Source organism: Flavivirga sp. 57AJ16, assembly GCF_028736925.1.
In the GTDB taxonomy this organism is placed as follows: domain Bacteria; phylum Bacteroidota; class Bacteroidia; order Flavobacteriales; family Flavobacteriaceae; genus Flavivirga.
Map to the genome: position 1 here is coordinate 81,200 of NZ_JAQZAT010000008.1, position 21,657 is coordinate 102,856.

At 33.9% G+C, this 21,657-nt stretch carries 19 protein-coding genes; 5 read left to right on the forward strand and 14 right to left on the reverse strand.

Annotation, left to right across the window (positions count from 1 at the left end; all coding sequences use genetic code 11):
• Positions 1-1,059 (reverse strand): 3-oxoacyl-ACP synthase III family protein, encoded by a 1,059-nt coding sequence (locus PQO00_RS10285; RefSeq protein ID WP_274184768.1) that lies wholly within the window; start codon positions 1,057-1,059, stop codon positions 1-3.
• 108 nt (positions 1,060-1,167) lie between these two features.
• Complete coding sequence (gene gcvP, locus PQO00_RS10290) at positions 1,168-4,017, reverse strand: aminomethyl-transferring glycine dehydrogenase (protein WP_274184769.1); 2,850 nt, start codon at positions 4,015-4,017, stop codon at positions 1,168-1,170.
• Between the two features lie 120 nt (positions 4,018-4,137).
• On the opposite strand from gcvP, the gene PQO00_RS10295 reads away from it, so the two are divergent.
• Positions 4,138-4,980: a hypothetical protein gene (locus PQO00_RS10295; protein ID WP_274184770.1), complete on the forward strand. Its 843-nt coding sequence runs from the start codon at positions 4,138-4,140 to the stop codon at positions 4,978-4,980.
• Positions 4,981-5,044: 64 nt separating this feature from the next.
• Here PQO00_RS10295 and PQO00_RS10300 read toward each other — a convergent pair whose 3' ends face one another.
• From PQO00_RS10300 to PQO00_RS10325, 6 genes are all read right to left on the reverse strand, one after another.
• Positions 5,045-5,305: a hypothetical protein gene (locus tag PQO00_RS10300; RefSeq protein WP_274184771.1), complete on the reverse strand. Its 261-nt coding sequence runs from the start codon at positions 5,303-5,305 to the stop codon at positions 5,045-5,047.
• Positions 5,306-5,307: 2 nt separating this feature from the next.
• Positions 5,308-5,862, reverse strand: a complete 555-nt coding sequence (locus PQO00_RS10305) for a sigma-70 family RNA polymerase sigma factor (RefSeq protein WP_274184772.1) — start codon at positions 5,860-5,862, stop codon at positions 5,308-5,310.
• Positions 5,863-5,912: 50 nt separating this feature from the next.
• Positions 5,913-6,815, reverse strand: coding sequence for a TIGR01777 family oxidoreductase (locus PQO00_RS10310; RefSeq protein ID WP_274184773.1), 903 nt, complete (start codon positions 6,813-6,815; stop codon positions 5,913-5,915).
• A 510-nt stretch (positions 6,816-7,325) separates the two neighbouring features.
• Entirely contained in the window at positions 7,326-7,727 is a 402-nt protein-coding gene (locus PQO00_RS10315; protein ID WP_274184774.1) for a hypothetical protein, read from the reverse strand.
• 408 nt (positions 7,728-8,135) lie between these two features.
• Positions 8,136-8,639: a GbsR/MarR family transcriptional regulator gene (locus PQO00_RS10320; protein ID WP_274184775.1), complete on the reverse strand. Its 504-nt coding sequence runs from the start codon at positions 8,637-8,639 to the stop codon at positions 8,136-8,138.
• 218 nt (positions 8,640-8,857) lie between these two features.
• Positions 8,858-10,009, reverse strand: a complete 1,152-nt coding sequence (locus tag PQO00_RS10325) for a M12 family metallopeptidase (RefSeq protein WP_274184776.1) — start codon at positions 10,007-10,009, stop codon at positions 8,858-8,860.
• Positions 10,010-10,453: 444 nt separating this feature from the next.
• Between PQO00_RS10325 and PQO00_RS10330 the strand changes: the two genes are divergently transcribed.
• On the forward strand, positions 10,454-11,221 hold the full coding sequence (locus PQO00_RS10330; protein ID WP_274184777.1) for a hypothetical protein: 768 nt from the start codon (positions 10,454-10,456) through the stop codon (positions 11,219-11,221).
• Between the two features lie 641 nt (positions 11,222-11,862).
• Here the strand turns inward: PQO00_RS10330 and PQO00_RS10335 are convergent.
• The 3 genes from PQO00_RS10335 to PQO00_RS10345 form a co-directional block, all read right to left on the reverse strand.
• On the reverse strand, positions 11,863-13,926 hold the full coding sequence (locus tag PQO00_RS10335) for a M3 family metallopeptidase (protein ID WP_274184778.1): 2,064 nt from the start codon (positions 13,924-13,926) through the stop codon (positions 11,863-11,865).
• 149 nt (positions 13,927-14,075) lie between these two features.
• On the reverse strand, positions 14,076-14,558 hold the full coding sequence (gene purE, locus PQO00_RS10340) for a 5-(carboxyamino)imidazole ribonucleotide mutase (RefSeq protein ID WP_274184779.1): 483 nt from the start codon (positions 14,556-14,558) through the stop codon (positions 14,076-14,078).
• Between the two features lie 94 nt (positions 14,559-14,652).
• Positions 14,653-15,807, reverse strand: a complete 1,155-nt coding sequence (locus PQO00_RS10345) for a 5-(carboxyamino)imidazole ribonucleotide synthase (protein ID WP_274184780.1) — start codon at positions 15,805-15,807, stop codon at positions 14,653-14,655.
• A gap of 135 nt (positions 15,808-15,942) precedes the next feature.
• Between PQO00_RS10345 and PQO00_RS10350 the strand changes: the two genes are divergently transcribed.
• The 3 genes from PQO00_RS10350 to PQO00_RS10360 all read left to right on the forward strand — a co-directional run bounded on the left by PQO00_RS10350 (position 15,943) and on the right by PQO00_RS10360 (position 19,138).
• Positions 15,943-17,052, forward strand: coding sequence for an adenylate kinase (locus PQO00_RS10350; protein WP_274184781.1), 1,110 nt, complete (start codon positions 15,943-15,945; stop codon positions 17,050-17,052).
• A gap of 363 nt (positions 17,053-17,415) precedes the next feature.
• On the forward strand, positions 17,416-18,414 hold the full coding sequence (obgE, locus tag PQO00_RS10355) for a GTPase ObgE (protein ID WP_274184782.1): 999 nt from the start codon (positions 17,416-17,418) through the stop codon (positions 18,412-18,414).
• 202 nt (positions 18,415-18,616) lie between these two features.
• Positions 18,617-19,138, forward strand: coding sequence for a DUF4136 domain-containing protein (locus PQO00_RS10360; RefSeq protein WP_274184783.1), 522 nt, complete (start codon positions 18,617-18,619; stop codon positions 19,136-19,138).
• A 3-nt stretch (positions 19,139-19,141) separates the two neighbouring features.
• Here the strand turns inward: PQO00_RS10360 and PQO00_RS10365 are convergent, their stop codons facing one another.
• From PQO00_RS10365 to PQO00_RS10375, 3 genes are all read right to left on the reverse strand, one after another.
• Complete coding sequence (locus PQO00_RS10365; RefSeq protein ID WP_274184784.1) at positions 19,142-20,494, reverse strand: M64 family metallopeptidase; 1,353 nt, start codon at positions 20,492-20,494, stop codon at positions 19,142-19,144.
• 71 nt (positions 20,495-20,565) lie between these two features.
• Positions 20,566-21,072 carry a hypothetical protein gene (locus PQO00_RS10370; protein WP_274184785.1) on the reverse strand — a complete coding sequence of 169 codons (507 nt, stop codon included), beginning with the start codon at positions 21,070-21,072 and terminating at the stop codon, positions 20,566-20,568.
• Positions 21,073-21,247: 175 nt separating this feature from the next.
• Positions 21,248-21,619, reverse strand: a complete 372-nt coding sequence (locus tag PQO00_RS10375; protein WP_274184786.1) for a DoxX family membrane protein — start codon at positions 21,617-21,619, stop codon at positions 21,248-21,250.
• Positions 21,620-21,657 lie beyond the last annotated feature (38 nt).

Genomic DNA, 21,657 nt, shown 5'->3' on the forward strand with positions numbered 1-21,657 from the left:
TTAATGTTTGTAAACAATGGCATTTATATTCATACCTGCCCCAACACTTGCAAAAATAATAACATCACCTTTGTTTATTTTTTGGTTTTGCATATTTCCTTTTAATACCATGTCGTATAAAGTAGGTATGGTGGCAACACTTGAGTTGCCTAATTTCCCAATGGTCATGGGCATGATACCTTCAGGTATTTCCGAATGATATAATTTATAGAAGCGTTTTACGATAGCTTCATCCATTTTTTCATTAGCTTGATGGATGAGTATTTTTTTTACGTCTTTTATATGAACACCGCTTTTTTCAAGACAGGATTTCATAGCCAAAGGCACATTGTTTAATGCAAATTCATAAATCTTTCTACCATACATTTTTATGTATCGGCGCTTTTCATTTACATCCTGATTGTTAGTTTCACCGAAATAAATAAAATGAGCTTCGTCTAAGGTGTAGGTTGCCGTTTCATGAGCCATAATACCACCTGTTTCATTGGTGTTTTCAATAACTACGGCTCCAGCACCATCACTATAGATCATAGAATCTCTATCATGCTTGTCAATAACACGCGATAAGGTTTCTGCTCCAATAACCAGACATTTTTTTGCCATTCCCGAGGCTATAAAAGCATTTGCATGAATAACACCTTCTATCCATCCCGGACATCCAAAGAGTAGGTCGTATCCAACACATTTAGGTTTCTCAATTTTTAAAAGATGCTTTACTCTAGAGGCTATACTTGGCACGGTATCACTTTGCTCAGTATTATGTTTTATATCACCATAATTATGGGCAACAATGATATAATCTAAATCTTCTTTGTTGATTTTTGCATCTTTAATAGCCTTTTCAGCAGCGAAGAAAGCAATATCTGATGTGTTTAAATTGGGCTTGGCATAACGTCTTTCATTAATGCCGGTTATGGCCTCAAATTTTTTAACAATAACTTGATTGGGAGCCTTAATTACGGAGCCATCACTGTTTAAAAATTCATGCTCGTAGAAAGCTTCATTTTTTTCAATGGTTTTTGGAATATAACTCCCTGTTCCCGTGATCTTAATATTCATATATAAAAATTTGCCTTTAATTATTTACGGTCGTAATCAAACTAAGGTACTCGTTTTTAATTAAAGGCAGGCTTGGTTTTATTTTAATTTACGATGTTCAAAAGCTATTTACGCTTCTGCATAAGCCTCGATTGGGATACAGGAGCATATTAAGTTTCTGTCCCCATAAGCATCGTCAACACGTCTTACACTAGGCCAAAATTTATTATCCCTAACATATTCTAAAGGAAAGGCCGCAGTTTCGCGAGAGTATGGAAGATACCATTCGTCTGATGTTATCATATCTAACGTATGTGGCGCATTCTTTAAAACATTATTATCATCATCTTTAGAAGCACTATCGATTTCCTTTTTTATAGAAATCATAGCATCACAAAACCTATCGATCTCTGCTTTGCTTTCACTTTCTGTAGGTTCGATCATTAAAGTGCCGGCTACAGGAAAGGATACCGTTGGCGCATGGAAACCATAATCCATTAAGCGTTTAGCAATATCTGTTACTTCGATGCCATGTGCTTTAAATGGTCTACAATCTACAATCATTTCATGTGCAGCACGTCCTCGTTCACCAGAATATAGGGTGTCAAAACTACCTTCTAATCGGTGTTTGATGTAGTTTGCATTTAAAATCGCAATCTTAGTAGATGCTGTTAAACCTTCAGCCCCTAGCATTTTTATATAGCCGTATGATATTAAGCACGCTAATGCAGATCCAAATGGTGCTGCCGAAATAGCCGTAATTGCCTTTTCTCCTCCCGTTTTAATAATGGGGTTTCCAGGTAAAAATGGCACCAGTTGTTTCGCAACACAAATAGGACCAACTCCTGGGCCTCCACCACCATGTGGAATGGCAAATGTTTTGTGTAGGTTTAAATGGCATACATCGGCTCCAATGTTACCTGGGTTTGTTAATCCCACTTGAGCATTCATGTTGGCGCCGTCCATATAAACTTGTCCACCATTGTCATGAATGATTTGAGTAATCTCTTTAATGGCAGATTCATAAACCCCATGCGTAGACGGGTATGTTACCATTAAAGCAGACAGATTATCTTTATGTAATTCTGCTTTTTCACGTAAATCGTCAACATCAATATTTCCTTCCGCTGTCGACTTTGTTACGATCACTTTCATGCCAGCCATCACTGCACTGGCCGGATTTGTACCATGAGCGGACGATGGAATTAAGCAGATATTTCTATGGTGATCACCACGAGATTCATGATATGCTTTAATAACCATGAGTCCAGCAAATTCACCTTGTGCCCCAGAATTTGGCTGTAATGAGGTCGCGGCAAAACCTGTTATTTCAGTTAATTGATTTTCCAGTTCTTTTAAAATGGTTAAATAACCTTTGGCTTGTTTTAAAGGTGCAAATGGATGAATATTGCCCCATTTAAACCAGCTTAAAGGAAGCATTTCTGAAGCAGCGTTCAATTTCATGGTACAAGACCCTAAAGAAATCATGGAATGGTTTAATGCTAAGTCTTTACGTTCGAGACTTTTTATATAACGCATTAATTCGGTTTCAGAATGGTATGTGTTGAAAACATCCAATGTTAAGAAGTCGGACGTTCTCTGCATGGATTTTATAATATTATTAGCCTTGCTAATAGCAGAAATAGTAATAGTGTCTTTTTTGGCAGCCTCAGCAAACACAGAAATTAAATAATTAATGTCTCTAATAGACGTTGTTTCATTAATTGAAATAATGACCGTTTTTTTATTTGGGTAATATAAATTTACTTTCTTCTCTTTGGCAATGGCTTTTATTTTTTTAGCATTGGTCTTTATTTGGATCGTATCAAAGTAGGATGTATTGATTTGATCGTATCCTAATTGAGTTAAAGCATTTGCTAATTCGGAAGCTTTGTTGTGAACTTTGTCGGCAATAAACCGTAAGCCCTTAGGGCCATGATATACAGCATACATACTCGCCATAACAGCCAATAAAACCTGAGCTGTACAAATATTGGAGGTGGCTTTATCTCTTTTTATATGTTGTTCACGTGTTTGTAAAGCCATACGCAAAGCTCTATTGCCGTTTTTATCTTTAGTGACGCCAATAATTCTACCTGGTAAATCACGTTTATAAGCTGTTTTGGTCGCAAAGAACGCAGCATGAGGGCCTCCATATCCCATTGGAATACCAAAACGTTGCGTCGTGCCAACAACAACATCTGCCCCGAATTTTCCAGGAGCTTCCAGTTTTATTAAACTCAGGATATCGGCAGCAACGGCGACTTTAATTTGAGCGTCATTTGCTTTGGCAATAAACGTTTTAATATCGGTTACTTGACCGTCCTTTCCTGGGTATTGTAATAGGGCTCCGAAAAATCCTGATGAAAAATCAAAAGTTTCCTCATTACCAACTACTAATTCAATACCAATAGGCGTTGCTCTGGTTTGCAATAGCGACAGGGTTTGAGGCAATATATTTTCGGAAACAAAAAATTTATTGATTCCTTCTTTTTTCTGTTGACGTTCACGAACTGCAAATAGTAAGCTCATAGCCTCGGCAGCAGCAGTACTCTCGTCAAGAAGTGATGCGTTTGCAATTTCCATCCCCGTTAAGTCTATGACCATGGTTTGAAAATTTAAAAGAGCCTCTAATCTCCCTTGGGCAATTTCAGCTTGATATGGGGTATAAGCCGTGTACCAACCTGGATTTTCAAGGATGTTTCTTTGAATAACAGCTGGTAAAATGGTAGGGTGGTACCCTAAGCCAATATATGTTTTATAAGCTTTATTTTTTTTAGACAACTCATGGATATGAAGTAGATATTCATGCTCGGTCATAGGTGCTTCTAAATTTAGCCCATTTTCCAAGCGAATATCATCTGGAATTGTTTCATAAATCAATTGATCTAAAGATTCAACACCAAGGGTTTTTAACATGAGATTTTGGTCATCTTCTCTAGGACCAATATGACGCAATGCAAAAGCGTTTGTATTCATTAAAATAGAATTAATTATATAATTCGCAAAAATACATAATATTTAATGTGTTTTATTGCATAAAACGGAAATTTTTCAACCATTTGAAAGGGTTATCAACACTTTGATTATTTTTACACTATGAGGTTTGTAAAACAGCTTTTTAATTTCTATTTAAACAGTAGTATTCATGTCGCTTTATCGGTGTTTTCGTTAACATGGATTACGCTTATAGAGTTTGGTGTTCCGTATGATAAAAGCCTGCTCTACTTCGTGTTTTTTGCTTCTATAACCGGGTATAATTTTGTTAAGTATTTTGGGATCGCAAAATTTCATCATAGAAGCCTGACAAATTGGTTAAAATGGATTCAAATATTTTCTTTTTTTTGCTTTCTTTTTATGTGTTATTATGCCTTTAAGTTGAATGCAAAAACCCTGATTTGTATCGTTGGTTTTGCTATCGTGACATTTCTATATGCGATTCCCTTTTTGCCAAAACGTTTCTTTTTGGATAAGCAGCATAATTTAAGAAGTATTGGAGGGCTTAAAATTTATTTGATAGCTTTAATTTGGTCTGGAGTTACTGTATTACTGCCCTTAATAAATAATGATTATGGTATAAATATGGATGTTATATTAACAGCGATCCAAAGATATCTTTTCGTTATCGTTTTAATGTTGCCTTTTGAAATTAGGGACTTAAGGTACGATAGCTTAAAATTATCGACCATTCCTCAGAGAATAGGCGTGAAGCAAACAAAGATAATGGGGGGGATACTGTTGCTATTATACTTCTTTTTAGCTTTTTTTAAAAGCGAAAAAAGTGGCGTACAATTAATTGTTTTAATGATGATTACATGTATAACACTGTTGTTTCTTATGTTTTCTAAAATAGAGCAAGGAAAAAATTATAGTGCGTTTTGGGTAGAAGGTATACCCATGGTATGGCTAATATTGTTATTTTTATTCTATGAGCTCATTTAAAGTTTTTCAATTGGCTAAAAATGACTCATTTTCGCTATCATTCTAAAACGTTAAATGCGTTCTATTAACTTGAATGTTCTTTTAAGGCCTTTTCGAAATTTAGTTTCATAGCTTCTTTGCGCTTTTGATCTAAACATGCTACTTCAGATTTTTGTATAGCCTTAGTAAGTTTCGTATTGTTTTTTGTGTATTCCCTACAGGCCCTACAATATATAAGGTGTATATTGAGTTTTATTTTCTCCCATAGTGTAGCTTCTTTGTACTGTGTTTTATCACATACATGATTTGCATCTTCACAAGGAATAAAAAATTTAATTTCACTCATAATTAAAACCAATTTTCTTTTAAGCAATCTGCCATAGCAGTACGTGCTCTGTGAATGATTACCCAAAGATTAGACGCAGTAATATTTAATTCATTACATATGACTTCGGTTTCAAACCCTTGAATGGTTTTCATTTTAAAAACGTCTGATTGTTTTTTTGGTAATTTTCCTAAACAGTTATGAATGGCCTGGCCTAACTCACTATTTTGCATAGTATCTTCTGCCGTTTTATCAAATGGATCTGCAACACGTTCTTCCAACCAATCACCTTCTGTTTCAGAGTCGCCATTATAGTTAATGCGTACTTCTGCTTTCCCTTTTTTTGAATTTATTTTACGGTAATGGTCTATAATTTTTCGCTTTAAAATAGAGATAAGCCAAGTACGTTCGCTGGCTTCTCCTTTAAAGTTTTTCATAGACTTTAAGCCAGCCAAAAAAGTATCTTGTACTAAATCTTGTGCTACCTCTCTATCACTAACACGTGAAATAGTATAGTTATATAGGTAATCGGAATATAAATCGATCCATTGATTAGGATTAATTTGATGATTGGGCATTATCTATGCAATTATTTTGAATTTCAAAAATAAGATAAAAAAATGACTTTTTAAGGGTTTAGCAAATTGAACAAAGCACTTTCAATGTTTATGTATTTAAAGGCGTAACCATTGATTAACAATCGTTTTGGTATAACATTTCTGCTTTTTAGAACGAGCTCTGTTTCTGTACCAATAAGTTTCGCGCCCAATTCTAATAAAGGTTTTGAATGGGGCATTCCAAAAGGAGCTTTTAAAACTTTTCTGAGTGATTTCATCATAGTGCAATTATCTGTGGGTTTTGGAACGCATATATTAAAAACACCGCTTAGGTTTTTATGTTCTATTAAAAAATCAAGAATTTTTACAAAATCAAGTTCATGAATCCAACTTACTTTTTGATTGCCTATCCCATGTTTTCCACCCAATCCAAATTTGGTCATTTTTTTTAGTGGCATCAACGCCCCGCCATTTTTACCCAAAACGATTGACGTTCTTAAAATAATTTTTCGTGTTTTTGGGTTTGTTATGGCATTAAATGCTTTTTCCCACGATTTAGCAATGTTCATGGAAAAATCATCACCAATGTCTCCATGTTCTTCAGTCATTTCTTTATTCATTGAATGCTTGTAAATAGTTGCTGTTGATGAATTCATCCAGATTTTTGGTGGGTTTTCACAAAGGTTAATTGCTAGCCCAAGTACATGGGTAGAGTTGATTCTAGAACTGTAAATTATTTTTTTGTTTTTTTCGGTGTACCTACAATCCACAGATTTTCCTGTAAGATTTATGAGACCCTCAATATTTTCCAATTCTTTTGTCCATTTACCCAAATCTTTTGCATTCCAGTATATGTCGTTTTCGTGTTTAGGGTTTCTAGTTAATATTTTTACTAAATATTCTTTTTTAGAGAAATACTCCTTTAAAATTTGTCCAAGAAACCCACTGCCTCCAGCTATAATAATTGTTTTCATTGTTTTTGAATTAAGTAAGTTATATAAACAAAGTAACTAGCAATGAGCATTGGAATTATAAAAACACATATTATTTGTATGCTATTATTACCAATATTATTTGAATTAGAAAGAAGAAAGATCGTAAACAGAATAATTAAGACCGAAGACCAATAGTAAGAAATATGCCTTTTAATGCTTTTGTTGTACTTTTTTATATAGAATAAAATAATGATTGCTATTAATACTTGAACAATGCCAAGCACGAATTGAGCATACATGCCTACCATGGCGAAGTATATGGTCAAATAAGGTATAATGGTTATTAGGTAAAAAAAACTGTTAATATAATGGAGCGTTTTCATCTTCTTTAAAGGGGTTATACCAAATAAATTTCAAAATGATTGGTAATAAATTTGAATTATATTTTCTTTAGATGAGATAAAAAACATAAGCATAGCCTAGTTATGGTTACGTTTTTTATTGAAATATAAAGGAAATAGAAACGGATTTAACCAGTTATTTTGAAGTTTATTTGGTATTAGGTTGAGATTTTATATTTGATTTCAATGATTGTCTGGATTTACTTCTCCCTCTGAAAAAAAAGAATAAATTGATAAATAACATGAGGCCTAAATAAATAGAAAAACCACCTATTTTTTCACTCAATATTTCAATGAGTGATTGATAGTCCATTCCATTGACATGGTGATAAGAAATTTTAAGAATTAACAGGGCCCAACCTATATTGATGAGATAGAACCCAATTTCGAATAATTTGTTTGTTGCTAGCGCAATGTCTGCTTTCCCTTTAAAAATGTCAATCATAAATAGTTTTCCATTTTTAAAAAGCATTTTTGAGACGTAAATGGTCAGTAATACAACTATTGGTAAATACACTAAATAACCGATAACAATTTTTGAATTTTCCATGATTTATTATTTTAAAAGTTTTGATTTTATAATATATGTTAAGACGAAGACATTGTTGTAATGCAAAACTGCCAAAAGCATTATAATGCTTCCAAGTGTTGTTGATAGGGTGTTTATTAATTGGTTTATTGATTCGATATAATCCCAATAAGCGATAGTAATTATGGCATATCCGAGATTTACTAGATAATATCCAATGAGTAGTATATTGTTAATGCCATTTACTAATGAGCGATTGTTTTCGAACATGTTCAGTAAAAATACCTCGCCATATTTGTAAAATAGCCAACCAATTTTAATCGTAATGAAGCATATTATAGGAAGATAGATACAGTATGTGATTATGTTATAATTCATTTTAATATTATTGAATTTTCAGGAATTATTGAAACTATGTTTTAAATTTTTTTATTTAATAAGTTTAAGCAAGGATCTAGTCATCCAGTTTTGCTCTTGATTAACTATTTTGTTCATCATAGCATCTGCTGTTTCGGCTAAATCGTACAATGCTTTGGTTTGTTTAATAAGTTCCTTTGTTTTTTCTGTACCATCATCTTTAATGGAACTAACATCCTTTAATATTTTTATTACAGGTTTAATCTCTCTTCTACTTCGTTCTTTAGCGATATGTCTTGCTAATTCTTGTACATCTTTTTCGGTAGTAAAAAACTCTTTGCGTTCACCAGGAATAAGCTCTTTGGTAACAATGCCCCAATCCATAAGTTGGCGTAAGTTCATGCTGGTATTACCCCGGGAGATTTTTAGTTCTTCCATGATCTCTTCCATTGATAATGGTTTTGTTGAAATAAAAAGAAGTGATTGTATTTGAGCCATGGCTTTGTTTATGCCCCATAAAGTTCCTAAACTCCCCCAAGTGCTTATAAATTTTTCTTTTGCTTCTTGATATTCCATATGCAAATATAATAATAATTTCTAAACTTTCAATAATTTATGAAATATATTTGATTTATTACATGAAAATTAAAAGTTTGGCATACGATTTCTTTATATATAAAAACAATACGCGACCATTTTTCGATCTTGTTAAAAATGATCGCGCTAATAATTAAAAAAATATTAAGTTAATATCAAATGTGCTTTAAAAAGAAGTTTGAATGAGTTTATGGTGTTTATTGAAAAGAGACAACATCTGCCATGTATTCTACAAGATTATTACTGTTGAATATAAATAGGGTAGCTGATTTTGTCCCAGATAAATTACAACGAACCGTAAATGTGACTGGTAATGTCACATTTTTTGAACCATTTCCCGTATGCCCTAATAAACTTACCCATATTCCAGTATTATTTTTAACCTCAAACTTATAAGAGCCACTGCCATTTATTGTTATTGATTTTGAGCTAGGGGAGGTTAGTTGCGTAAATCCAGGATCGAAACCAGGAGGTGGAGGAAGTGGGTATAGGTAATTTACTCCAGCAATGTCGCTAGAAGATAATCCATTTCGTTGCACATTAAAAACGGTACCATCTAATCTAGTTATGGTTGGTTGACCGTTACTTGAGAAGAAATGAGAACCGTACATCATTATTGACCCAAAATCAAAATTAGCGATATCCTTACCGGTATTCGTAACAGCAGTGTATTTATCAAAGTTAGAACTAAAACCAGCTTGAATATTATTGTAATGAATTTGTACATGGTTATCCCTGTCTTTTCTGGTTTGTTCATGATACAAGCCTATGGCATGCCCAATTTCATGTATGGTATTTCCTGTTGTACAACCTGCAGCTAAACCAATTTCTTGCCTACCTCCTTTTTTACCTATAGAATTCGAATAACAACCAGTGGCAGGAATGAATTCAATATAATTTGATTGTGTTGTTCTAAGCGTGAATGTAAGTTCTGTATTGGCCTCCCAATGAGCAATGGCATCTGTTACCCTATTTTGTGCAGGAAGGTTGTTATTAATGGTATAATATACTTTCTTATTGGGCCATCTATAAGAGCTTCCAGTTTCAACAGCTGACTTATTAGACGGCTCATTTTTTTGTTTGTCTAAATCTTCTTGGGTGATTATTATATCTCCTTGGAATATATATTCGTTACCCTTTTTCATGGCTTTTATATTGTTGCCACGATAATTAATGGTTGTTGTTTCTCCAACATAGTTCGGATACGCCTCTTCAGGAGTTGGATAAATATTTTCCTTTGATTGTGTAATTTCAACGCCTTCAATATTATCATTTGAACAGTTTTGAAATAATATAAGGGGACTTACTAACACAAAGAATAATTTAATAATACTAAAATTGTTTTTCATTTCGATTAGGTTTAGAGTTTAACAATTGCAGTAATAAACTTATATTAAATTAGTCGAAATCCTACATTTAAAATTGAAGGATTTGTGTCATTAATCGAAAAGCTAAGAATTTCATTGAGGAAAAACCGTAAAATAGTTTTTAAAGATAGCATGGTTTAAGAGTTTTGTTTTAGCTATAAAGGTGGACGCTTAAATACAAGCTTTTCTAATGATTTTATTTCAACAAATCTCTATCCTAATTATTATATGTTATTAGTGGAATTTTAAAAAAAAACAAATTCAGATGTATGTTTTTCATGTAATTGTCTTTTTCGCTAAGGGAAACCTTATAAAAAAAAGGTAAAACCCTTATAAATTGTAAGGGCAATTTTTCGCTGTTTTTCATTTCAGAATGGTAGTTTTGTGGGAATAATGAAATTTGAGTTTAATTTTTGAAATAATAATATGGTAAAGAAACTTTTTTTATTGCTCTTTTTTATTGGAGGTGTTGGATTTGCACAGGTGACAGATACTGGAGATAAGGTTGGTATTGGAACTACTACTCCTTCAGAAAAACTGGATATAAACGGTTTAATAAAAATTAGATCTGCTAATAATGTAGAGAATGATTCCCCTGGTATTGTTTTAGTAAGTAATGATGATTTTTTATATGATGGAAAATATTTAAATCATTACGGTTTTGGGTTTCACGATTTTGAAGATGCTACAAATACATCTATACAGCGTCCAAATACTTATATTTCTGGTTATTATGGAATTGATTTTTTCTCTGGTGGACAAAATAGAATCCGTATAGAGAATAATGGAAACGTTGGCATCGGCACCACAGATACCAAAGGTTTTAAACTAGGTGTTCAAGGAAAAATAGCTGCTGAAGAAGTAAAAGTAGCCACCTATGCTAATTGGGCGGATTTTGTTTTTAAAAATGATTACAACTTACCAACACTTAAAGAAGTAGAACAACATATTAAAGAAAAAGGGCATTTAAAAAATATTCCTAGTGCCGAAGAAGTGAAAAAAGACGGGTTCTTTTTAGGAGAGATGGATTCTAAACTGCTTCAAAAAATAGAGGAGTTGACGCTTTATACTATTGAGCAACAAAAGGAAATTGAACGTTTAAAGCGATTAGAAAAACAGAATATTTCCCATGAGCAAAGAATCCAGAAACTTGAAAAAATAATAGCTTCTTTACAAAAAAGCTATAAAGAATAATTCGTTTAGGTTCTTGTATTTTTTAACTACTATAAAACAACGTTAGTTTTAGATGTTAAAAATTGACCATCTGGAGCTTTAATAAAAGCCGTGTCATTCCGACGAGAAACGAGGAGCCTGCCTGCCGCAAAGGCAGGGAATCTCATCATATTAAGATATCTCAAGTTCATCTTGAAGTATACAGGCTTATGCTTTGCTCTGTCGACATAACAAACTACTGTATTTTATATAGTTAACGTGAGTTCGATTTAAAACCTGTCTGCCGACAGGCAGGCAAGGGAATTTTTAACAATAAATTCACTAATAATGCTATTTGTCGCCTTGAGCGCAGTCGAAAGGACATTAAAACCGCTATTTAAATGGTTTTCGACTGCGCTCAACCTGACAATCAAGGTTAAATTGTTGATAATCAGCTTAACAATATTATGCTTACATCGAACTCACGTTAGTTAATTTGTTTTTTTATAAAATTTATGTCGAGCTGACGTTAAAATAGAGGGCATAAAGTTAAAACATATTATGATTGTGAGATTTTACAGAAGGCGTGGTAATCTATTTAATTTTGGTTTGAATTCAAAAGATTACCACGTCGATTCTCTCCTCGTAATGACATTTGATTTTAACTTTTTAGGTCTTAAGGTTTATTTAAGCAACCCCGCCCGTCGTAACAACGCCTCAGGCTTAGGTGCTTTCCCCCTAAATCGTTTATAGAGCGTCATCGGGTTTTCTGTGCCGCCTTGTGATAGGATATGCTCTTTAAACTTATCTGCGACCGTTTTATTAAAGATCCCCGTTTCTTTAAAATATTCGAAAGCATCGGCATCTAAAACCTCTGCCCATTTGTAGCTGTAGTAACCGGACGAATAGCCTCCTTGAAAGATATGTGAAAAAGAGGTACTCATACAATTTTCTAAAACGTCAGGATACAGTGCTGTATTTTTAAAGGCTTCAGTTTCATGAGCTTTAACCGATTTTATAGCCTCTGGTGATTCATTAGCATGCCAACTCATGTCCAATAACCCAAAGCTTATTTGTCTAAGGGTTTGCATACCTTCATGAAAGGTAGCAGATTCTTTTATTTTTTCGACTAAATCCATTGGAATAAGGTCTCCAGTTTCATAATGGGTAGCAAACAGTTCCAACGCTTCTTTTTCGTAGCACCAATTTTCTAAAACCTGACTCGGTAATTCAACAAAATCCCAAAATACGCTGGTTCCGGATAAACTAGGGTAGGTTGTATTTGCTAACATACCATGTAGCGCATGCCCAAATTCATGAAATAGCGTTGTGACCTCGTTAAAAGTTAGAAGAGACGGTTTGCTTTTTGTCGCCCCTTCGACCGAGCTCAGGACAGGTTTTGTAAAGTTGCAAACAATGGATATATGTGGTCTCTCATTGATACCATTTTTTATGGACTGTGGTTTGTACGAAGTCATCCAGGCGCCATTTCGTTTTCCTGCCCTTGGGAAAAAATCGGCATAAAAAATGGCAATTAAATCACCATGATTATTAGTAACCTTATAGGTTAAAACATCCTCATGGTAGGTATCTATGCTATCTATTTCTTCAAAGTTTAAATCGAATAATTTATTGGCAACAGTAAAAGCACCATGAATCACATTTTCTAATTTGAAATAGGGTTTTAACTTTTCATCATCAAGGTTAAACAGTTTTTGTTTTAATTTTTCAGAGTAATAGGCCCCATCCCATTTTTCAAGCTGATCAATGTTATCTAGTTCTTTAGCAAAACTTTCCAGATTTTTAAACTCTCTTTCGGCAGCTGGTTTCGCTTTTTCAAGTAATTCATTTAAAAAACTTTCAACGGTTTCAGGCGTTTTTGCCATCCGCTCTTCTAAAACAAAATGCGCATGTGTTTTGTAACCTAGGAGATTAGCGCGTTGAAATCTTAGTTTAACTATTTGTAATATATTTTCCTGATTATCTAAGGCATCACCTTTAAAGGCCTTGGCCCCAGCTGCAAGTGCCAATTTTTTTCTTAATGCACGGTTATCGGCATAAGTCATAAAAGGGATATAGCTAGGGTAATCTAACGTAAATAGCCACCCTTCTTTTTCTCTGGATTCAGCTAACTGCTTAGCGGCTTCTTTGGCACCTTCTGGCAAACCCGATAAATCATCTTCATTATTGATAAGCATTTCAAAGGCGTTGGTTTCTGCTAGTACATTTTCTCCAAACTTTAGCGTTAACTTACTTAATTGTTTGTCAATATCCCGGAGCTCTTGTTTTTTGTTTTCTGATAAGTTAGCACCATTTCTTGAAAAGCTTTTATATTTTTTATCAAGCAGTGTTTGTTGCTCTACGGTTAAATCTAAGGTATCCTTAATTCCATAAACTGCTTTTACCCGTTTAAATAAATCTTCATTAAGGGTAATATCGTTACTGAACTCGGATAATAAAGGAGATACTTCTTGTGCTATTTTTTGAATGGTATCGTTAGTTTCGGCAGCGTTCAAATTAAAAAAAATACTAGAAATTCTGTCTAATTGTTCTCCCGAAAAATCTAAAGCTTCAATGGTGTTTTTAAATGTAGGCGCCTCATCATTTTTAACGATGGCATCAATTTCAGATTTAGCTTCAATAATGGCTTGTTTAAAGGCAGGTAGGAAATCATTATTGTCTATTTTGGAAAAGGGAGCCGAATTATATACCGTTTCAAAAGGTTTTATTAATATGTTTTTTGTCATTTTCAAGAAATATGTTAAAATATGAATTTGTTATGTATGCATAATAAATTTCTTTGTACTTTTGCAGTCAATAATGTAAAGAGTGACTAGCTCAAAAAATTATACATAATGGTATAAGTAGGACCTCAAATTTAGTTTGGGGTCTTTTTTTATTTTAAACCTTTAGCAGATTCATTTACTTTTTGCTTTAAGCCTTCTTTGTAAATTAAAACTTTATCTAAAACACAGTTGTCACTAGCCCCTATAATTTGTGCTGCCAGGATACCTGCATTTTTTGCCCCATTAAGAGCAACTGTAGCCACAGGAACCCCCCCGGGCATTTGTAAAATAGATAAAACGGAATCCCAACCATCTATAGAGTTGCTACTTTTTACAGGTACACCTATAACTGGGAGTGGCGATAATGAGGCAATCATTCCGGGTAAATGTGCTGCACCACCTGCACCGGCAATAATAACTGCAAATCCTCTTGTATGGGCATGTTTCCCATAATCAAATAATTTTTCCGGGGTTCTGTGAGCCGAAACAATATCTACTTCAACTTCAATATCGAAACCTTTTAAAATATCAATGGCGTCTTGCATGACTGGAAGATCACTTTTGCTTCCCATGATTACTCCTACTTTTTTCATGAATTTTTATTTTATGCCAGGTCGAGCGCAGTCGAAACCTGACTATCAAAAACTTAAAATATTGAAGCTCCCTCTACTGCACTTGGGGGAGACATTATTCACTAATTACCTTAATTGATTTTTTTACTTCCTCAGCTATTCTTCGTGCCTCGTTTAAATCTTGATTTACAATGGTGACATGCCCCATTTTTCTAAACGGACGCGTTTGTTTTTTACCATAAATATGAGGCGTTACGCCATCCATGTTCATTATGGTTTCAATGTTTTCATAAACAACATTACCAGTATAACCTTCAGCACCAACCAAATTTACCATAACACCACCCACTTTACTGTCGGTTCTTCCCAAAGGTAAATTTAAAATAGCTCTTAGGTGTTGTTCAAACTGTGAAGTATAACTGGCTTCAATAGTCTGGTGACCAGAGTTGTGTGGTCTTGGCGCCACTTCGTTTATTAAAATATCATCGTTCTGGGTTTGAAACATTTCGACAGCCAACAACCCAACATGGTTAAAAGCTTTAGATGTTTTTAACGCTATTTCTGTAGCTTTTTTTGCAACCTCCTCTGGTATTCTAGCTGGACAAATAACATACTCTACTTGATTTGCTTCTGGGTGAAATTCCATTTCAACAACTGGGAAGTTTTTTGTTGACCCCGAAGCATTCCTAACCACAATAACTGCTAATTCATTTTTAAAGGGCACTAATGTTTCAGCAATACACTCTACGTTTGGTAAGCCTTCTAAATCTTGAAGTGTTTTTACAATCTTCACCCCGGTACCATCATATCCAAATTGAGCACATTTCCAAACAAAAGGCAATGTTAAACCACCATGATTTACAGCTTCTTTAATTTCAGAAGTATAAGCAAAACGAGAAAAAGGAGCTGTTGGTAAATCATTATCGACATAAAACAATTTTTGGGTTGCTTTGTTTTGAATAGTACGTAATGTTTTAGATGCAGGGTATACTTTTATACCTTCTTTTTCGAGTGCTTCTAAAGCATCTACATTGACGTTTTCAATTTCAATGGTCAATACATCAACTTGTTTTCCAAAGTTATAAACAACATCATAATCCATTAAATCGCCCAGATGAAACTCATTGCTCGCAATTTTACAAGGTGCTTCATTACTGGCATCCAAAATACAGGTATAAACATCAAATTTTCTAGTATCATTAAGTAACATTTTGCCTAATTGACCACCGCCAAGAATACCAAGTTTAAAATTCGAAGAAAAGTAGTTCATTGATTTCTTTTTTACTGGAACTGAATAAGAATACGCAAAAATACACTTAAATATTAATTAGCGCCTAAATCATAATTCAAAAAATCGTTATTTGTAATCTAATGATTATCTTTGCTCCTTCAAAAATTGATAACCGTGATAAAGCTGTATGATAAACATTTTAAGCCATTTATTTCTGCTAAGGAAATTGATGATGCCATAGAACGGTTGGTGATAGAGATTTCTGAAGACGTGGGAGATGAAATCCCTGTGTTTGTTGGGATTTTAAATGGATCGTTTATGGTGGTAAGCGATTTTGTGAAGAAGTACCCTAAACCATGTGAAGTTACGTTTATAAAATTAGCATCTTATGAAGGGGTCAAGTCAACCGAAGATATTCAAAGACTTATTGGGTTAACTCAAGATTTAACAGGTCGTACCGTTATTATTTTGGAGGATATTATAGATACGGGAAACACCTTGGCGGAGGTTCATAGGATTTTTGAAAATGAAAAGGTGAAGTTGCTAAAAATAGCAACGTTATTTTACAAACCAGAGGCATACAAAAAAGATTTTAAACTACATTATGTTGGTATTGAGATTCCTAATAAATTTATAGTCGGGTTTGGTTTGGACTATAATGGATTGGGAAGGGATTTACCAGAAATATATCAAATAAAAGAGACACAACACATGACAAACTTAGTGCTATTTGGCCCTCCTGGTGCTGGAAAAGGAACACAAGCAGATTTTTTAAAAGAGAAATACCATTTGGTACACATTTCTACAGGCGATGTTTTTAGGTACAATATAAAAAACGAAACGGCTTTAGGCATGTTAGCTAAATCTTATATGGATAAAGGGGAATTGGTTCCAGATCAAGTTACTATTGACATGCTAAATGCTGAGGTGGAAAAAAATGCGGATGCTAATGGTTTTATTTTTGATGGCTTTCCGCGTACTAATGCGCAAGCAGATGCTTTAGATAAGTTAATGGATAGCAAAGATTCCCAAATAAACGCTATGATTGCTTTAGAGGTTGATGATGAAATTTTGGTAGAGCGTTTACTGTCACGTGGTAAGACTAGTGGAAGGGCTGATGATGCTGATGAATCTATTATAAGAAATAGAATAGCAGAGTATTATAACAAAACGGCCATTTTAAAGGATTTTTATTCGGCACAAAACAAATATTTTGGCGTTGATGGTGTTGGTAGTATTGAAGATATTACGGTGCGTTTAAGTACTGTTATCGATAAATTATAAATTCCTGCGCAGGCAGGAATCCATTTAATAAAGAATTTTTTGAAATCAACTTTCTCAAGAAAGAGAGATAAAGATGTATTTCAACGAGTTAAGGAAAGTCTTTGCTGGTTTCATACTTAACTCCTGCCTTGTCGGTAGGCAGTTGGCCACAAGGTTTTGACTTTTTGGATCAAAAATCGAAATTCTGTATTTAGATTCTCATGAAAATGAGAATGACCATTTTACTGGAAACCCAGAGGTTACACTGAGCCTCAAGGAATTCTTTTCAATTAAAAGCTGTACTATTCTATATGAATTGATATGATTTTTTGACAAAGAACTCCATTTAAAAAGATTCCCGTTTTCACGGGAATAACAGAAATTATGACTGAAGGAAATTTTGTTGATTATGTGAAAATGTATGTCGCTTCTGGTAACGGAGGCAAAGGTTCTGTGCATTTACACCGCGAAAAGTATATTACAAAAGGGGGACCGGATGGCGGTGATGGTGGACGTGGCGGCCATGTGATTCTTCGAGGCAATTCTAATCTTTGGACGCTCTTACATTTAAAATTCAAAAAACATATTCGTGCTGGTCATGGTGGTCATGGTAGTAAGAGTAGGAGTTCTGGGGCAGATGGAGAGGATGTCTATTTGGATGTTCCATTAGGAACGGTTGTTCGGGATACTGAAACCGATGCCATTCTTTTAGAAATCACTGAAGATGGGGAAGAAAAAATTATTGCAGAAGGTGGAAAAGGCGGACTAGGCAATTGGCATTTTAAGTCGTCGACCAATCAAACACCAAGATATGCACAGCCTGGACTTCCTTTGGAGGAGAAGTATGTGACATTGGAATTAAAAGTACTTGCAGATGTTGGCTTGGTAGGGTTCCCTAATGCAGGGAAATCTACGTTGTTATCTGTGGTTACTTCTGCGAAGCCAAAAATTGCCGATTATGAGTTTACTACGCTCAAGCCTAATTTAGGGATCGTAGAATATCGTGATTTTCAAACTTTCGTGATGGCCGATATTCCTGGAATTATAGAAGGTGCCGCTGAAGGAAAAGGGTTAGGTCATTATTTTTTGCGTCACATAGAGCGTAATTCCATTCTGTTATTTTTAATTCCTGCGGATGCGGATGATATTAGAAAACAATATGATGTTTTATTAGATGAACTTCGTCGTTATAATCCAGAAATGCTTGATAAAGAACGGATCATAGCCATATCAAAAAGTGATATGCTCGATACTGAATTGAAGGCTGAGCTAAAAAAAGAATTGGATAACGAACTTCCTATTCCATACTTATTCATCTCATCTGTAGCACAGCAAGGTATTACCGAGTTAAAGGATCTTTTGTGGAAAATGTTGAATGCGTAATATATAGATATTCATTTGACCTTATAAAATGTAGTTTTTTACTAGGGTCTTTCTAGTAAAATCTACCAAGCTTTGAAAATAATTTGATTCCTGATATGAAACGATTTCTATAGATTTATATCTGTGGAATAATTTTTGATTAACTTAGTGAAACTTCAATTTTATAAATTGATTAGTTGAATTTATTTTAAAATTACTAGCTATGAGATCTTTAAAAATTATTTTATTTGCTTTGTTGGTTATAGGATGTGCACCCATTCGTGTTAGTTACGATTACGATAAGACCGTTCAATTTGATCATTATAAAACCTATAATTATTATAGTGATATAAATACGGGATTGAGCGAATTGGATACAAAACGATTGTTAAATGCCATAGATACAAAAATGACAACAAAAGGGTTTAGCTTGTCTGATACTCCAGATTTTTTTATTGATATTAAAAGTAGTGAATACCGCGAAGCACAGCGCAGTTCGGTTGGAGTTGGCATGGGCGGCGGCGGACGCCATGTTGGCGGAGGCATTTCAATAGGGATTCCTGTTGGGCAGACCCATGTTAACCGACAGATAATAATCGATTTTGTAGATGAAAATAAAAAGCAATTATTTTGGCAGGCTGTAAGCGAATCGAATTATAACCCTAACGCTATACCGGGCGAACGTGAGGAACGTTTAAATGCTATAGTAGAGAAAGTACTTATGGAATATCCTCCTAAACAATAAGAGTTATAGCTTTACTAATTTTTTACTTGCCACTAATACTTTATTTGCGTAGAAATTAACGATATAAATACCTTCGCTTAAGTTACTAATATCTACCTGCTGTGTTATGTAGTTAGAGATAGGTACAGTCTTTACTCTTTTACCATCTAAACTAATAATATCAACTTTTAAACGGGCATCTCTTTCGCTTTCAATTTTAAAGTTAGCTATGGTGTTTGCTGGGTTTGGATACATGATAAGCTTCAAGTTATTGATGTCACTTTCAATAGCCTTAACCCCTAAAGAAGAGTTGTCTATAGTCCAGGTGACCATGTATACATGGATGGTTTCATGATTATCGACCTTTAGAAGTGTTGTATTATCTGTAACGACTACCGTTAGATTATTTATGCCTGTATTTAAATCGGTTTCTAAAATATTGACATCGTCAACATTTGTGGCAAAATTTACAGCGTTAAGTGTCCATGAGCTTTCTAGGCTATTAGGAATGGGCTTAATGAGGTTTAAGTGAAAATCGATAGGAAAACTTGGGTTTGACACCGTATTTGAAACGGGCGTGTAAGACTCAATAGGAGACACCAAACTGTGTATCTTTTCTATGATTCCTTCTTTGCAAACTGAGCAAAAAGGTTGGTCTAATTTTTCCATCTTGCATTTATCTCCATCTTGGGGTTTATACCAAGTAGCAGAAACCCCGGTCGCTCCGTATGGATAAATACTAATGCCATTTTCATTGATCCAATTTTTCCATTTGACTAAATTTGGGTCGGTTTCTTGGGTCATATTAATAGCTTCACTATAGTAAACAGCATCGGATAAAAAATATTCATCTTTTAAATTGAATAAGGAATGTCCTAATTCGTGTATAGCAATCTCATTTGATGAAATTGAAGCCATAGGGAACTCACCTCCAATGCCTCCATAAATATTAGTATTAACTAAAATTAAAGCTTGGTCGTATGTAGGGAAATTATCGGCTAAAACGGAACGTATTTTTGCCTCTGCAGGGGCTGCATCAGTATAATCTATTCCATAAAATAAGTACCTATGATAATTAAATGCATCAAAAGTAGCATTGAAATAGGTGTCTTTTGTTTCCACTGGGGTTTTGGGCTCTGTAACATCTGTAGCTGTTCCTGGATGGTCTGCACCACTTTCATTAGATGGTACTTTTATAATATGTACGTTAAAATAATCTGAATATTCAGCAAATGGAGATTGGGAAAACATATCATTAACTAAACTTTCAGCATCTGTTTTAAATTTTGTTAATTCACTAGCTTGGTACCCTTCACTTAAGATAACTAAATTTATTCTTTTGTCAATATCTCCAGGGTTATCCTTAATAATTTCCACATCAAAAATTTGAGCCGAAATAAAAAGAGTACTAAAAAAATATAGTATGCAAAATAAAAAATACCTCATGGTTAGTTAAGTTGGGTTTTAATTAGAGGGATTATTTTGTTTTTGGAATCACTAATATCGTGTATGCTAATATACTCTGTATTGGGGTTTAGTTGTAACCGCAAAGAAAATCGTGAGCTATCCAAATCAATCTTTTTCATTTGAAACGATTTGGATGCATCTACGAACTCAAAAGTTTTAGTAAATGGGTTTTTTATAACTGTACTTTGTAAGATGTTTGACTTTTTATCAAGTTGATAACACATTAAATCACCAGTAACTGGGTCTTGTTTAGAGTTTTCGTTATGGTTTTTAAGTTTTCCTTCGGTTACTTTTTTATCTATAAAACGAATAGCCTTATTACCATCCGGTATTTTTTTAATGGTATAGTTTAGAAAGATGATCTTAGGCGTTTTTTCAATTTTGTCTGTATTTGTAGATAGGCCCTGTTTAGAAACACAGCCTAAAAGCATTATAAAGAATAAAAATGCAATAGTAGTTTTGGGGTTGTTTAATTTTTGCTTTTCCAAAGGTTCAAACAAATAATAAAATTTGAGTAAAGTTAAGAAAATAAAGAGACTGTATAATAGTATCATTCTTAATGCAATAAAGAATCTCTCTTAAGAGAGATAGTGTACAATAACATAATATTCTTCACTACGCTTTGAATGACACTTTTATACAGCCTCTATTATAAAAATATTATCAACTTAGTAAATCTTTATACTTGTCTTTATAGCCATAAAGCACAATAATATTTAAAACTAGTAATATTAATGCACCTGCGATGCTTCCTGGTTCTAAAGTAGCATGAAACAATACAGCATTTACAGATATGCTCATCAATATCAAGGCCAGTAACGCTCCAAATTTGTTAAAGATAAATGTTAATCCTGCAACAATTTCTACAATAGCTATTAATGTAATTAAATTCACAGAAGCTAATGCTCCGAAATAGGCTCCCGCCTCGGCAGACATCTCTCCCATATCCATAAAATGAAAGAACTTGTTAAGTCCAAAAAACAAAACGAAAAGCCCGAGAAGTATTCTCACGACCATAAAAACTTTTGAATTCATAATGATGTATATTTATTAGTTATTAGACAGAAAGATAG

Excerpts from the sequence above, each read along its gene's own strand:
- PQO00_RS10360 (WP_274184783.1), top strand. The coding sequence starts at position 18,617 with ATGAGATCTTTAAAAATTATTTTATTTGCTTTGTTGGTTATAGGATGT.
- PQO00_RS10375 (WP_274184786.1), bottom strand. The coding sequence starts at position 21,619 with ATGAATTCAAAAGTTTTTATGGTCGTGAGAATACTTCTCGGGCTTTTC.
- PQO00_RS10325 (WP_274184776.1), bottom strand. The coding sequence starts at position 10,009 with ATGAAAAACAATTTTAGTATTATTAAATTATTCTTTGTGTTAGTAAGT.
- PQO00_RS10295 (WP_274184770.1), top strand. The coding sequence starts at position 4,138 with ATGAGGTTTGTAAAACAGCTTTTTAATTTCTATTTAAACAGTAGTATT.
- PQO00_RS10310 (WP_274184773.1), bottom strand. The coding sequence starts at position 6,815 with ATGAAAACAATTATTATAGCTGGAGGCAGTGGGTTTCTTGGACAAATT.
- gcvP (WP_274184769.1), bottom strand. The coding sequence starts at position 4,017 with ATGAATACAAACGCTTTTGCATTGCGTCATATTGGTCCTAGAGAAGAT.
- PQO00_RS10345 (WP_274184780.1), bottom strand. The coding sequence starts at position 15,807 with ATGAACTACTTTTCTTCGAATTTTAAACTTGGTATTCTTGGCGGTGGT.
- PQO00_RS10315 (WP_274184774.1), bottom strand. The coding sequence starts at position 7,727 with ATGGAAAATTCAAAAATTGTTATCGGTTATTTAGTGTATTTACCAATA.
- obgE (WP_274184782.1), top strand. The coding sequence starts at position 17,416 with ATGACTGAAGGAAATTTTGTTGATTATGTGAAAATGTATGTCGCTTCT.
- PQO00_RS10335 (WP_274184778.1), bottom strand. The coding sequence starts at position 13,926 with ATGACAAAAAACATATTAATAAAACCTTTTGAAACGGTATATAATTCG.
- PQO00_RS10330 (WP_274184777.1), top strand. The coding sequence starts at position 10,454 with ATGGTAAAGAAACTTTTTTTATTGCTCTTTTTTATTGGAGGTGTTGGA.
- PQO00_RS10305 (WP_274184772.1), bottom strand. The coding sequence starts at position 5,862 with ATGCCCAATCATCAAATTAATCCTAATCAATGGATCGATTTATATTCC.
- purE (WP_274184779.1), bottom strand. The coding sequence starts at position 14,558 with ATGAAAAAAGTAGGAGTAATCATGGGAAGCAAAAGTGATCTTCCAGTC.
- PQO00_RS10285 (WP_274184768.1), bottom strand. The coding sequence starts at position 1,059 with ATGAATATTAAGATCACGGGAACAGGGAGTTATATTCCAAAAACCATT.
- PQO00_RS10320 (WP_274184775.1), bottom strand. The coding sequence starts at position 8,639 with ATGGAATATCAAGAAGCAAAAGAAAAATTTATAAGCACTTGGGGGAGT.
- PQO00_RS10300 (WP_274184771.1), bottom strand. The coding sequence starts at position 5,305 with ATGAGTGAAATTAAATTTTTTATTCCTTGTGAAGATGCAAATCATGTA.